The following is a 12474-nucleotide window of genomic DNA, read 5'->3' on the forward strand; positions in this document are numbered from 1 at the left end:
GCCCCCGATAGCACCCCAAACACCACACCACCCCGCTCACCAACAACCCAATCGCCACCACCTCAAGCAAGCTGGGCAAGCGCTGTTCCCAGAGAAAGCCAAACAGCAGTCCCGCCAGGGTTTCGATCACCAGCACCTGGCCGCCGAGGGCCAATGGCAGCAGTCGGCTGGCCTGGTTCCAAAAGGCGCCGCCTACCACGGATGAGAGCAACGCAACGCCACCTGCCACCAGCAAGAAGTTGATCCACTCGGGCATGCTGTAAGTCGAACCCTCCAGCGCAAAAACCGGTATCGCCAGGAGCAGCGCCAATGCGCCGGTCATGATGCCGGTAAGCAGGGACCATTCGTGGGACGAGACCTTGGCGATTAATTTCAAGTGGCGGGCATTGCTGACGGCGTACCAGCTCCAGCTGATCATGGCGCCGGTCGCGCAGAGCAGACCCAGGACATTGCCTGCGCGCATCCCGGTATTTTCACCGCGCTGAAGTGCGCTCAGGCTGATCAGTACCACGCCCGCAATGGCACAACACAGGGACGGGACAAGTCGCGTCAGGGCTACCGCGTTGGCGTCGTTACGCCCGGCCAGGGTAATGACCACGGGTATCAGCCCGACAATCAGGGAGGTAGTGGCGATACCGACTCGTTGTACGGCGCTGCCGACGAGGGAGTAGTAGAGAAGATTGCCGATCAGGCTGAGCCAGAACAGGGATTTCCAGTCCGCACCGGTGAGTCGGGAACAGACATCGCGCCAGCGCGGCATCAGCAGCACGATGGAAAACGCGCCATAACAGAGAAAGCGCAGCACCGCGAACTGCAGACCGCTCAGGCCGGGAGTGAGTGCCGGGCCGAGGAAGATCACGCCCCAGCACAGCCCTGCGCCGATGCCATAGCCAAGACCTTTGGCCAATGATCGATCGATAAACATGTTGTCCGCATCCTCGACTGCAAAGTGCTCAGTCTGCTCAAGGAGTGCGGCGACTTATTGTCGATAACTGTGGGATTTTTTACCGAGGCTGTTGGCTCAGGCGGCGATACACCGCCGGGGTGGTGCTGCACAGGCGTTGCATGGCCCGGGTCAGGGCGGCCTGGTCGGAGAAGCCGCAGCGCAGGGCAATATCGGCGATCGGCAAGCCACTGTCGCGCAGCCAGCGTTGTGCTTCCTGCATGCGTAGCTCGGCCAGCCAGGCTTGGGGCGTCTGGTCGAACAACTGGCGAAAGCGTTGGTGCAGCTGGCTCATACTCATGGCGGCGGCCTGGGCCATGGCTTCGTTGCTCCAGCTGGCACCGGGATAGGCGCGCATGCGCGAGAGCAGACGATCCATCCCGCCAGCGAGCGGAGCAGGCTGAGCACTCAGGGATGCAAGCAGTAGCGGCGCCAGTTGAGGGGCGCTGACGGCAAGTTGGTCATTGCCGGTCAGCTCGGCAAACTCGATCAGGCGACGAGTCGCGGGCGGGATCGGCACGTAGATGCGTCGGGACAGCTGCGCCATCTGCATGTTTTCCAGTACTGCTGCGGGGCAGTCGAGGATCAGGAAGCGGCTGTCCCGTTGGGTCATCTGCGAGTGGGTGGAACCGGGAGAAACCAGCGCAGCGAGGGAGTGGTCGACATAGCCGCCGCGGCCATCCACGTCAATTTCCATGCGGCCATGGACAGGCAGCACCAACTGCGCAAAGTCATGTTGGTGGTCGGGGTTTTCCGTCTGGTATGTGCGAATTTCCAGCGCGAAGTCCACGCTTTGTCTCCTATCAAACACAACGCTTCAGGCTGAATTGGCATGCGATTTCCGTAGGAGCTGCCAAAGGCTGCGAAAGCGGTGCATCAGACAGACCCACTCGCAGCCTTCGGCAGCTCCTACAGGATCGGGTTTGCTGTGCAATAGCCCGCTGGCAAGGACAGCCGCTAAGCCTTTTCCACAGAAATCAGTTTCAGCCCGACGATCCCGGCCAGGATCAGCATAAAGCACAATACCCGCATCAGGCTGCGGTCTTCACCAAGAAAAGCCATGCCGTAGATCGCGGTGCCCAATGCGCCGATACCGACCCAGACCGCATAGGCGGTGCCGACCGGAATACTCCTGGCCGCCAGGGACAGGAGATACATGCTCATACAGATAAACAGCCCGCAGAACAGACTGGGCCAGAGTCGCGTAAAGCCATCGGTGCGGGGCATGGCAGCGGCGTAGAAAATCTCGCAGGCGCCTGCCAACAACAGAAAAACCCAACCCATGCATCCGTCTCCCTGATCTGCTGTTTGATGAGGGGAGATTATGCCTTGTTGCCAAGCCGGACGACCTTATACGCAAGGATGTGGTGCCATGAGCCGAATGATTCGCCTATTCGGCTCACATAATGAGCCGAATCATCCGGTCATTCCGAGAGCCGATATTCAGCGAGGCAGAGGTCGAGGCTTTGCTGAAAATCCTGCATGACGGGCGCCGCACACCGAGCCGGGCGACTCATCGCGAGCATCTGCAAAACCTCAAACAGCGCCATGATCCGAACGCCCGGCGGCAGTGTCCGAAATGCGGCAGCGCATTGGTTATTCGCACTCGCAAGACGGGCGAAAAAGTTGGGCAGCAGTTCTGGGGATGTTCGGCTTATCCCAAGTGCAGGATTACCCAGGCGCTTTGGATGGTTGAATCAGAGTGAAGCTGGCTGCCTTTGAAGGATGGCTTACCCGCGAGAGCGTTATTCCAGATCAGACGTACCGGCCTCTTCGCGAGCAAGCTCGGCTCCTACAGGTATAGGCAATCAATCCAGTACGACGTGAGGCAAAAACCGGCTGCTGTCCTTGGTAATCAGACTGTCGTCCTCACGAATGCCGATCCCCGAGGCGGTATCGCCGATCACCCATGAACCGATCAACGTGTAGCTGTCGCCAAAGCGCGGCAGTGGCGCGAATTGTTGAAGGATGTAAGGCGCATCGTTGTAGGGGCCGTCTTCGAAGATCACCTGATCGCCAGGGGTGCGGATTTCGATGTTGGCGCCTTCGCGGGAGAAGTACGGTTTGCGTACCCAACCTTTTGCCACTGGGACGCGCGGGTCTTTATCAACAAAGGACGGCAGCAGGTTGGGATGGCCTTCGTTCAGCTCCCAGAGCAATGGCAGGATGCCTTTGTTGGAGATGATCGACTTCCATGCAGGCTCGATGAATTGCGTGTCGCAACCGGGGATGGCCTGGCCGTTGGGCTCGTGGAACACATGCTCCCAGGCGTGCAGCTTGAAGATACGCTCGATCCAGTGGCCCTCCAGGTCGACGAAGCGTCCTTCGGGGGTGAGGCCGATGTCCTCGATATCGATATGCCGCGTCTCGATACCGATGTGTTCGGCCATCTTGCGCATGAAGTCGGTGGTGCCGCGGTCTTCGATGGAACCGGACATCGCCGAAAAATAGAACGGCCCGCCCGGGGGAATGGCGGCAAAGGCGCGCACCAGGTCTTCGGCCAGGGAATTGAACTGCGAGGCCTGGGCAGGCAGTACGCCACGGGCGATCTGCTCCTCCAGCCAGATCAGCTGAAAGGCCGCCGCCTCGTACAGGGAGGTCGGCGTGTCCATGTTGGCTTCAAGCAGCTTGGCAGGGTTGACGCCGTCGTAGCTGAAATCGAAGCGGCCGTAGAGATGGGGGTGGCCTTCCTTCCACGAAGTGCGGACCAGATCGAAGAACGCCGGCGGGATGGCCAGGCGGGTCAGCAATTCCTCGCTGTCGACCACCCGCTCCACAACGTCCAGGCACATGGCGTGCAGCTCCTGGGTCGGCGCCTCGATATCATGGGTGATCTGCGCTTCGGTGAACTGGTAATAGGCGCGCTCATCCCAATAACGCTCGCCGCCGATGGTGTGAAAGTCGAAACCCTCACGCTCGGCGGTCTGCAGCCAGTCGGGCCGCTCTTCGATTTCAATCCGTTTCATCTCTACCCGCTCCTGTCAGCCGCCCGAGCTGAAACCGCCGCTGCTCTTGCCGCCCCAACCGCTGCGCGCAGTGGCCTGGCTGCCGAAGCCGCCGCGGGAAACCGAGGACGAGACCGAGCCGCTGCCCAGATTGCGCGCCAGGGTATCGGAGCTGTAGCTGCCGGTAGAGCTGGACCGGGCCTGGGTGGAGCGGCCGAAACTCTTGCCGTCCTCAATCTGCTTGGACAACGTCGAGCTTTGGTAGGCGCCTCGGGAATCGCGGGTCTGGTAGATCGGCTGCGAGTAATAGTTATTGCTGCCATTGTTGCTACTGAGCAAATTGCCGATCAGCAGACCGGTGAGGAAACCGTTGCCACCGCCAGACCCGCCATTATTGTTGGCCTGGGTCTGCGCTGCAGCGACCTGGTCCTTAGGCAACCGACCAGAAACCCCCAGTTCGAAACCGGCGAGCTTGGGCGTGAATTTGCCATCCGAGTTCGGCTGGCAATAATCCGGGACGAAATCCGCTTCACAGGAAGCCTGGTCGTCGTAGGTCGGGGCAATGCGCCGGTGATCCGCCAGGGCATTCATATAGGCGTCGGAACACACATCCACAGGAAACTTCTGATCCACACAGGCCTGGACCGTGGTGAAAGTGGTGCGAGTGTTGACCTCAACCGTGTCATCCGGCTTGCTGCATGCACTGATCGCCAGCGGCAGGGTGCTGGCCAGGACCAGCTTCAAGGAACTGCGTCTCATCGAATACTCCTTTCGATAACGGGCGATCAGGTCGCAGGCGTCATGCAGGCCGAATTGAGCAGGCCGACGCTGATCGACACGCTGGCGGCATAGATGGCTGCAGCGATTTCGCCCTTGGCAATCCGTGCGGACAAGCCTTTGAGCACCAGGCTGGTGACGCTGAAAGCCAGCAGTTGCACGACGCCCGCGATCAATGCCCAAACCACCGCATCCAGCACGCTGACGCTATAGGCAATGATATTACTCGCCGGCAAAGCGAAGCCGATCAACGCACCGCCCAAAGCCACCGCGGCAGCCACATTACCCTCACGGATCAGGGTGAATTCCTTGTGCGGAGTCATGCGCGTATAGACGAATTGGAACAGCGCGAACAACAGCGCCGCGACGACGATATAAACGACAAAACTGGTGACCGCCTGGGCGTTGAGCGACATACGCAACATATCAAGCATGGTTACTTCCTTATAAATGAGACAACAACGGAGCTATTTGAACGATGGGCACGACGCTATGTGGGGCCGGCTTTAGCCGGGATGACGATATGATCGACGATAGAAATCTATCAGCCCTCCCTACGCCTTCCCGGCTGAAGCCGGTCCCACATCAGAATGCTTACAGCACGGTGAAGTCCGTAGACCGCAAGGTGACGCCCACGGACGTAGTCAGAGACACATTGCCCTCTTCATCCTCCTCGACCGACAGCAGCAGAAATTCGCGTCGATCAACCAGCCCGGTGTCCCGCGCATAGAGCATGCTCAGGTGCTGGATACGGTAGGACGTCTCCGGGTTGGTGACCTGTTCGGTCATGGGCGTCAGTTCGGTCTGGCCTTCTTCGGTGCCCCACTGGCGGCCGTATTCATAGCCTTCGTGCTCGTAGACCGGCAGGCCGATCTGCGATTGCGGGCCGACCAGGCGTTTCAGCTCGGCCTCGCTATTGATGGTCACTACGCTGCTGTAGCCGAACAGAATGATGTCCTGCACGTCCTCGGTGGCCGAGCCGTTCATGATCACCTGCAGCCAGTAGTCCTCGTCTTCGAAGTAGAAGCGCACGAGGCGCATGGACTGCCCCAGATCGACATGACCGACCGCCCAGACCACTTCCTCGTTGGGCACCACCAGCTCCGAATGGCCATCGAGCAGCAGCTTGAGGGAGTCATCCAGATCAAGCATGCGCCCGCTAGCCAGCCCGAAGGGGTTTCCTGCGGGGACAGGATTCAGCGGGGCATCCCCTGACCGGTTTGGCGCTTGCAGGCCAAGAACACGTTTTATCCAGCTCATAATGCTTTTCCTTAAGTCGCTGCTTGCTCACCCAGGCTTTTGCCATGCATCAGCCAGGCAACGAAGATACCGGCTATGGCGCCGCAAAGGTGTGACTCAATCGAAACTCCCGGCACCGGCACGAAGCCCAGCAGCAAGCCGCTGTAGCCGATCAGCGCAACGGTCGCCACGGCAAGGCTCAACAGACTGCGCTGATACCAGGCCCGGGCCAGCAGATAGGTCCACAGGCCGAAAATCAACCCACTGGCGCCCACATGCATCAGCGGTCTGCCGATGGCCCAGACCATCAGACCGCCCAGCATCACAATCAGCAGCGTCACCCGGACATAACGCGATACGCCCTCGCTCAGCACTAATGCACTAAGCACGACAAAGGGCAGCAGGTTGCCCAGCAAGTGGCGCACAGAACCGTGCAGAAAAGGCGCGAACAGGATGCCTTGCAGCCCTGTCAGCGTACGCGGCAGCAAGCCATGATGGAGCAGGCTATAACCGGTCACGACGTTGATGATCTGGACCGCGATCATCAACGCGGCAAGGCCAAGGACGATTCGCAGGCCGTTTCCAACCTTCATGTTCACACCACTGAAAAGCGGGCAGGAAAAGGGCCAGGCGAGCTGTGCGCCTGCCCCTCGTGGTCGTGCTGGTTACGCGTCTTTACCGGCCTGGCTTTGCGCCTTCAGACGGGCCAGGACATCGGCGGCGCCGCCGGTTTTCGCGCCGATACCGGCCTCCTGCAAGCGACGCTCCAGGTCACCGCCATTGGCTGCATTGGCCAGTTCTTCGGCGGCCTCGAGCTTGGCGTCCTGTTCGTCCTGACGCTGCTTGATCCGCGCCAGGGAACCCACTGCGGTTTCCAGACGGCCATTGGCGCCACCGGTCGCGGCGGCGGCATTGATCTGCGCACGCTGCACACTGTCGCGCGCCTTGGCCATATCGGCCTGCTGACGCAGCCCCTTGATCTGGGTTTCGGCCTTGGCAACCTGAGCGGTCAGCTTGGCGACCTGAGCACCGAACTGATCGGCGGCGGTCTTTTCCTGATCGCGCAGGCCGGTCAACTCGGCGACCTTCTCGGCGCACTCTGTAGCCAGGCCTTCTTCGCCGTGGTTCAGTGCGGCCATGGCCTTCTGTTCCCAGTCGGCGATGTTCTTGTCGTGCTCCTCAACGCGCTGTACCGACAGCTTGTGCTTGGCCTTGATCTGAATCAGCTGGTTGCGCGCGGCAAGCATCGAAGCGTCAGCGTCACGAATTTCCTGATCCAGAATACGCAGCGCTTGCGAGTCGACAATCGCCTCGCCAACTTCCGAGGCACCACCGCGCAGGGCCGTTACCATTTTTTTCCAAAGGCTCATGAATACGTCTCCCTTACTTCGAATCAGCGGTTAAAAAGTGTTCGTAGGCTTCGGCGGCACGGATAACGTTGTCCGCCAGAGTGAGGACTTCATGGACGATGACGCTCAGGGACGAAGCCGCGCTGAGGGCGCCGAACATGTTGTAGACGGTCTCACCGTTGGGCATGGTTTCGATGCCGATGGACGACAGCGGGAAAATGTCCCGGCTGCGCAGCACAGCATCGTTGAATTCGGCGACGTCCTTGACCTGGGAGGTGTAGACCAGCACCGAGTCCACCAGAATCTGGTTGCCGGCAATGGCGATAATGATCGGCAGGCCGCCAAACTGATGCATGGTCAACTGCAGGCTGGGTTCGGCACCCTGCAGCAGGGTCAGCTCGATATCATCGCTTTTGACCGCGTCTTGCTCGACCAGGGCGGCATGCAGCGTGTCGATGGTCCAGTTGGTATTTTCCGTCATGAATTGCTCCAGTTTGACTCGGTTACCCCGGTAGGGCTGGCGTAGGGCTTTCTCGATCGTTCGCAGCACATCTGCGTTTTCCGGAAGAACATACAGCTCTCGTTTGACGAGCCCGGCAGCTGTCAGCCGTGCGCGCATTTCACGCATGTAATCGGTTGAAGTTTTCCGAGCCATTTCGGCGCCTCTGTGAATCTCACATGTGATGAGGACATACACTAGGCCTGAAATCGAAAGCACGCAAGTCATCACATGTGAGAAAAATCACATCTATGCGTGGAAAACATCGCTGATTGCTTTCAGAAAAATCTGTGGCCTACTGGAAGACGTCGTAAGCCTTTGGATCTTTCGCTGTATGAAGAAGCCCTTCACCGCCCATCTGCCCGCCTGGCTGCGCCGGGTACTGCGTCCCTTGCTCGATCCTTATCGTCGCTACCGTCATGCTCGCCTGATCCACGCCGCACGGATCGTCGTGGGCCTGTTGGTGACTATCATGCTGACCACCGGCATCAACCTGCCCCACGGGGAATGGGCTTCGGTGACCATGCTGATCGTGATCGGCGGCCTCCAGCACCATGGCAACATCGGCAAAAAGTCGGTGGAACGCGCCTATGGCACCTTGATTGGTGCCGGTCTCGGCCTGGCGGTGGTGGCGCAACAAAACTATTTCGGCCAGCCGCTGCTGACCTACCTGATCATGTCCGTGGCGTGCGGCTTCTTCGCCTATCACGCCATCGGCAAGGGCGGTTACACCGCGCTGCTATCGGCGATCACCCTGTTCATCGTCGCCGGGCACGGTGATAACCCCATCAGCGATGGTCTGTGGCGCACCGTTGATATCCTTATCGGTATCGCCCTGGCCCTGGCGTTCTCTTTCGCCCTGCCGCTCTACGCGGTTTACTCCTGGCGTTACAACCTGGCCAAGGGTCTGCGCGACTGTGCCAAAGTCTACGGGCGCATCAGCCACGGCCAGGCCATCACCGCCGACGAGCATCTGAAGTTGATGGCAGGACTTAACGCCATCATGTTGCAGCTGCGCTCGCTGATGCCTTCGGTGTCCAAGGAAGTGCGCATTTCCATTGTCGAGCTGGAAGCCATCCAGGGCCATTTCCGCATGTGCCTGAGTACGCTGGAAATCCTCGCCAATATCCGCCCCGAAGATATCGATAACGCGCCAGCCGAACTCAAGGCCTGCCTCGAAGCCGAGCATCGCCTGATCCGCCGCCAACTGGTCGGCATGGCCCGGGCCCTGCAAACCGGTGCGACCGAACGCCTCAAGCGCACTGCCGAGCCGACTCCGGCACCCATGGAAGTACCGCCGGAACTGGTCGGCTATCACTTGCTGACCCAACAAATGGCGCGCAATCTCGACGGCATGCAACAACGTCTGGCCAAGACGGCGCGACGCTGGAAGATTTGATAGACAAAAGCGACATCGCTAACCTCAATAGCGACATCAGCCGATGAAATCTTTTCCGGCCGCAGGCCTGCGGATGACAGATGACATCTGTATACGCTAGCGTTTACTGGCGAAAAGCCAGCCCAACTAATAAATAGGCTGCTAACTATTAAAGCGGGCCAGACCCGCAACTGAGGGGGCAACCAATAGCCCCTCCTGCGCATTCTTTTTCTTTTGTCTGCTGCCGCCACTTAACACTTTAAGCAGAACACCATGATCGAACCCGAACGGATTGTGACGTTATCGAAGGAAGTCGAAGCCCTGGCTACCCGCGGCGTCAGCGATATTCAAATGATCACCCGCCAGACTCGCCTGTTGGCGGTCAATGCGTTGATCGAAGCGGCCCATGCGGGAAGCGCCGGACGGGGCTTTTCGGTGGTGGCGGAAGAGGTCAAGAACATCTCCGAGCGTATCTCGAAAATTGCCAGCGGCCTGACCCAGGACCTGCAAGCGGCAGTCAACGAACTGACCGACCTGGGGCAAAGCATGTGCTTCGACATGCGCGGCCAGCGCCTGGCGGATCTGTCGCTGAACCTGATCGAAATCATCGATCGCAACCTGTATGAGCGCACCTGCGACGTGCGCTGGTGGGCGACCGATGCTTCGCTGCTGGATGTACTGTCGCGCCCGAGCGCCGAGACTTGCGCCCACGCCAGCGAACGCCTGGGGATCATTCTCGACAGTTACACCGTGTACCTGGATATCTGGGTGGCCGACAGCCACGGCAAAGTCATCGCGTCCGGTCGCCCGAAAGCCCACAGCAAAGTGATTGGTGCCGACGTCTCCCAGTCCCCCTGGTTCACCCAGGCGATGCGCCACAGTTCAGGCGACCAGTATTACGCCGGGCAAGTGGCCGTCGAGCCGCTGCTCAACAACGCCCAGACCTGTGCCTTCAGCGCAGGCGTGCGCAGCAGTGAAAACCGGTTGAGCCCGGTCATCGGCGTGATCGGTATTTTCTTCGACTGGCAGAACCAGGCCGCCTCAGTCATCAACGGCGTGCGCCTGACCGACGAAGAGCGCTCGCGCAGCCGGGTAATGATGGTCGATGCCAACCACAAGATCATCGCCAGTTCCGATGCCGACAGCCACCTGGGCGAAAGCATCCAGTTGCAACTCAAGAACGGTCAACAGAGCGGCTACAGCACCCTGCAGGACAACGTTATCCAGGGCTACTCTCTGACGCCGGGTTTCGAAACTTATAAAGGGATGGGCTGGCTCGGGGTGATCGAGCAGCGGCTGCCGGATCTCGAAACAGCTGGATAAATGAAGAAGTCGGAAGCAACGATCGGTGGGAGCGAATTCATTCGCGAATGAATTCGCTCCCACAGTAGTGCGTGCATATCGCCGGATCTGTGGGCGGATTCATCCGCGAAGGGGCTGCTCTGGCTTTACAGCAAACATAGAATCTCCCACAACTCAGCCCCACAGAATTCATACCCCAGAGGTCGTCCTCACTATTCACTCGCAGCACACTCAACCACCTGCACCGTCACATCCTTCACCGCACGAAACGCAGCCAGTTCAGCCTCGTCCGCCGTTGAGGTAATCAGCAGCCACTCCCGCTCAATGGGCGTCCAGTGCTGTTGCCGGGCGCGGCCGAGCTTTTGCGAATCGGCCAGAACGATGACCTGGGCCGCGCGCTTGATGATGCACTCCTTGAGATAAGCCTGTTGCGCGCTGGCTTCGCACAAACCGAAATCGGCGACCACGCCATCGGCGCCGAGGAAGGCCTTGTCGACACTCAGCCGGCTCAGGGACAGCTCGGCCAACGGGCCCAGGGTGCTCATGCTCGATCCGCGCAGGTCGCCACCAATCAGGGTCAATTGCACGCCCGGCGCATTGGCCAGAGTCATCACCGCCAGCAGATTATTGGTTACCACGTGGATGTTCTGCCGCGAATACAGGTGCACCGCCAAGGCCGCACAGGTAGTACCACCATCGAGCAGCACTGTATCGCCGTCCTGTACATGGGCGGCGGCGGCACGGGCGATGGCTTCCTTCTGGTCGCGCTGGCTGGCCTTGCGCTCTTCCAGCGAGGCTTCCGGCTCATGCACGCCGACCAGCGCCGTGGCGCCACCATGGGTGCGCACCAGATGACGCTGCTTGGCCAGCATGGTCAGGTCGCGACGCACTGTGGCTTCAGACACACCCAGCGCGGCACTCAATTGCTCGACATTGGTATCGCGGGCGCGAACAAGCTCGAGAATGGCGCGGTGGCGGTCGCTCGCTTTCATGAAAAATCTCGCAATAGGACGGCCGCCGATAGTACGCGACTCAACCCCGGCGTGTCGCCAGCTCGGCCCCCTGACGCAGGGCTTCAAGCAGGCTGCGCTCATCGGCGATACCTTTGCCGGCGATGTCGAATGCAGTGCCATGGTCCACCGAGGTACGAATCACCTCCAGGCCCACCGTCACATTGACCCCGGCCTCCAGGCCCAGGACTTTGACCGGACCGTGACCCTGGTCGTGATACATCGCCACCACCAGATCGAAGTCGCCGCGCCCTGCGCGGAAGAACAGCGTGTCGGCAGGCAGCGGGCCGGTCACATCCAACCCTTGTTCCTGCAACAGCTTGACCGCCGGAATAATCTTTTCTTCTTCCTCGCCATAGCCGAACAGGCCGTTCTCCCCGGCATGGGGATTGATGCCGCAGACGCCAATGCGCGGACGGGCGATACCGGCCTTGATCAAGGTCGCGTTGCCGCGCTCGATAGTGCGTTGTACCAGGCCCGGCTCGATCTTGCGGATGGCGTCGATGATGCCGATATGGGTGGTGACGTGGATCACCCGCAGCTGCGGCGCCACCAGCATCATCGATACTTCGTCGACATTGGTCAGGTGCGCGAGCATCTCGGTATGGCCGGGGTACTTGTGGCCACCGGCATGCAGCGCTTCCTTGTTCAGCGGCGCGGTGCAGATGGCATCGATCTGTCCTGCCTCGGCCAGGACCACGGCGCGGGCGATGTACTGATAGGCGGCATCCCCGGCAATGGGCGACAACTGGCCGAACGGCAGGTCGTCGGGGATCAGGTCCAGATCCACGCAATCGATGGTGCCGGGCTCGTACAATGCTTCGCTGGCGTCCTTGATTCGACGTACCTTGGCACTGCCATTGACGATGCGGTTGGCCTGCTCCAGGCGCCGCGCATCGCCAATGACCAGAGGGCGGCATTGTTGGTAGACGATGTCGTGGGTCAGGCTCTTGACGATGATTTCCGGTCCGACGCCGCTGGCGTCGCCCATGGTGATGCCGATGACGGGGAGATAGTCGCTCATGTGCTTAC

At 60.1% G+C, this 12474-nt stretch carries 14 protein-coding genes and 1 pseudogene; 3 read left to right on the plus strand and 12 right to left on the minus strand.

All coding sequences use genetic code 11. The features are described from left to right. The 3 genes from ACCD02_RS26865 to ACCD02_RS26875 all read right to left on the minus strand — a co-directional run. A partial coding sequence (locus tag ACCD02_RS26865) for a DMT family transporter (RefSeq protein ID WP_413308751.1) occupies nucleotides 1–925 on the minus strand: 925 nt, incomplete at its 3' end. A gap of 79 nt (nucleotides 926–1004) precedes the next feature. Continuing rightward, on the minus strand, nucleotides 1005–1733 hold the full coding sequence (locus tag ACCD02_RS26870; RefSeq protein WP_413308753.1) for an AraC family transcriptional regulator: 729 nt from the start codon (nucleotides 1731–1733) through the stop codon (nucleotides 1005–1007). 167 nt (nucleotides 1734–1900) lie between these two features. Further along, nucleotides 1901–2227 carry a DMT family transporter gene (locus ACCD02_RS26875; protein ID WP_413308755.1) on the minus strand — a complete coding sequence of 109 codons (327 nt, stop codon included), beginning with the start codon at nucleotides 2225–2227 and terminating at the stop codon, nucleotides 1901–1903. Between the two features lie 128 nt (nucleotides 2228–2355). On the opposite strand from ACCD02_RS26875, the pseudogene ACCD02_RS26880 reads away from it, so the two are divergent. Continuing rightward, nucleotides 2356–2649, plus strand: a pseudogene (locus ACCD02_RS26880) (topoisomerase DNA-binding C4 zinc finger domain-containing protein); the annotation flags it as partial. 102 nt (nucleotides 2650–2751) lie between these two features. Here the strand turns inward: ACCD02_RS26880 and ACCD02_RS26885 are convergent. From ACCD02_RS26885 to ACCD02_RS26915, 7 genes are all read right to left on the minus strand, one after another. Next, nucleotides 2752–3909 (minus strand): glutathionylspermidine synthase family protein, encoded by a 1158-nt coding sequence (locus tag ACCD02_RS26885; protein ID WP_413308757.1) that lies wholly within the window; start codon nucleotides 3907–3909, stop codon nucleotides 2752–2754. 15 nt (nucleotides 3910–3924) lie between these two features. Further along, entirely contained in the window at nucleotides 3925–4647 is a 723-nt protein-coding gene (locus tag ACCD02_RS26890) for a DUF1190 domain-containing protein (RefSeq protein ID WP_259108340.1), read from the minus strand. 26 nt (nucleotides 4648–4673) lie between these two features. Beyond that, nucleotides 4674–5099 (minus strand): DUF350 domain-containing protein, encoded by a 426-nt coding sequence (locus ACCD02_RS26895; RefSeq protein ID WP_413308759.1) that lies wholly within the window; start codon nucleotides 5097–5099, stop codon nucleotides 4674–4676. A gap of 160 nt (nucleotides 5100–5259) precedes the next feature. Further along, complete coding sequence (locus ACCD02_RS26900) at nucleotides 5260–5925, minus strand: DUF2491 family protein (RefSeq protein WP_413308761.1); 666 nt, start codon at nucleotides 5923–5925, stop codon at nucleotides 5260–5262. Between the two features lie 11 nt (nucleotides 5926–5936). Beyond that, nucleotides 5937–6497, minus strand: a complete 561-nt coding sequence (locus ACCD02_RS26905; protein WP_413308763.1) for a rhomboid family intramembrane serine protease — start codon at nucleotides 6495–6497, stop codon at nucleotides 5937–5939. 72 nt (nucleotides 6498–6569) lie between these two features. After that, a complete protein-coding gene (locus ACCD02_RS26910; protein ID WP_413308765.1) occupies nucleotides 6570–7274 on the minus strand; it encodes a PspA/IM30 family protein in 705 nt (234 codons plus the stop codon). Between the two features lie 13 nt (nucleotides 7275–7287). After that, nucleotides 7288–7908, minus strand: a complete 621-nt coding sequence (locus ACCD02_RS26915) for a YjfI family protein (RefSeq protein ID WP_413308767.1) — start codon at nucleotides 7906–7908, stop codon at nucleotides 7288–7290. 178 nt (nucleotides 7909–8086) lie between these two features. Here ACCD02_RS26915 and ACCD02_RS26920 point away from each other — a divergent pair, with 178 nt between their 5' ends. Beyond that, a complete protein-coding gene (locus ACCD02_RS26920) occupies nucleotides 8087–9151 on the plus strand; it encodes an FUSC family protein (protein WP_413308769.1) in 1065 nt (354 codons plus the stop codon). Nucleotides 9152–9403: 252 nt separating this feature from the next. Then, nucleotides 9404–10453, plus strand: a complete 1050-nt coding sequence (locus ACCD02_RS26925) for a methyl-accepting chemotaxis protein (RefSeq protein ID WP_413308771.1) — start codon at nucleotides 9404–9406, stop codon at nucleotides 10451–10453. Between the two features lie 191 nt (nucleotides 10454–10644). On the opposite strand, the gene ACCD02_RS26930 is transcribed toward ACCD02_RS26925, so the two are convergent. Next, the gene (locus ACCD02_RS26930) at nucleotides 10645–11424 is read right to left on the minus strand and encodes a DeoR/GlpR family DNA-binding transcription regulator (RefSeq protein ID WP_413308772.1); all 780 of its coding nucleotides are present in this window, start codon (nucleotides 11422–11424) and stop codon (nucleotides 10645–10647) included. Between the two features lie 40 nt (nucleotides 11425–11464). Continuing rightward, nucleotides 11465–12466 carry a 4-hydroxythreonine-4-phosphate dehydrogenase PdxA gene (pdxA, locus tag ACCD02_RS26935; RefSeq protein ID WP_413308774.1) on the minus strand — a complete coding sequence of 334 codons (1002 nt, stop codon included), beginning with the start codon at nucleotides 12464–12466 and terminating at the stop codon, nucleotides 11465–11467. Nucleotides 12467–12474 lie beyond the last annotated feature (8 nt).

The organism is Pseudomonas sp. Pseusp88, from assembly GCF_047303955.1.
In the GTDB taxonomy this organism is placed as follows: domain Bacteria; phylum Pseudomonadota; class Gammaproteobacteria; order Pseudomonadales; family Pseudomonadaceae; genus Aquipseudomonas.

Bases quoted from the DNA above. Each gene is read 5' to 3' on its own strand.
- ACCD02_RS26905 (WP_413308763.1), bottom strand. From the start codon at position 6,497: ATGAAGGTTGGAAACGGCCTGCGAATCGTCCTTGGCCTTGCCGCGTTG.
- ACCD02_RS26885 (WP_413308757.1), bottom strand. From the start codon at position 3,909: ATGAAACGGATTGAAATCGAAGAGCGGCCCGACTGGCTGCAGACCGCC.
- ACCD02_RS26875 (WP_413308755.1), bottom strand. From the start codon at position 2,227: ATGGGTTGGGTTTTTCTGTTGTTGGCAGGCGCCTGCGAGATTTTCTAC.
- ACCD02_RS26930 (WP_413308772.1), bottom strand. From the start codon at position 11,424: ATGAAAGCGAGCGACCGCCACCGCGCCATTCTCGAGCTTGTTCGCGCC.
- ACCD02_RS26915 (WP_413308767.1), bottom strand. From the start codon at position 7,908: ATGGCTCGGAAAACTTCAACCGATTACATGCGTGAAATGCGCGCACGG.
- ACCD02_RS26920 (WP_413308769.1), top strand. From the start codon at position 8,087: ATGAAGAAGCCCTTCACCGCCCATCTGCCCGCCTGGCTGCGCCGGGTA.
- ACCD02_RS26925 (WP_413308771.1), top strand. From the start codon at position 9,404: ATGATCGAACCCGAACGGATTGTGACGTTATCGAAGGAAGTCGAAGCC.
- pdxA (WP_413308774.1), bottom strand. From the start codon at position 12,466: ATGAGCGACTATCTCCCCGTCATCGGCATCACCATGGGCGACGCCAGC.
- ACCD02_RS26890 (WP_259108340.1), bottom strand. From the start codon at position 4,647: ATGAGACGCAGTTCCTTGAAGCTGGTCCTGGCCAGCACCCTGCCGCTG.
- ACCD02_RS26910 (WP_413308765.1), bottom strand. From the start codon at position 7,274: ATGAGCCTTTGGAAAAAAATGGTAACGGCCCTGCGCGGTGGTGCCTCG.
- ACCD02_RS26900 (WP_413308761.1), bottom strand. From the start codon at position 5,925: ATGAGCTGGATAAAACGTGTTCTTGGCCTGCAAGCGCCAAACCGGTCA.
- ACCD02_RS26895 (WP_413308759.1), bottom strand. From the start codon at position 5,099: ATGCTTGATATGTTGCGTATGTCGCTCAACGCCCAGGCGGTCACCAGT.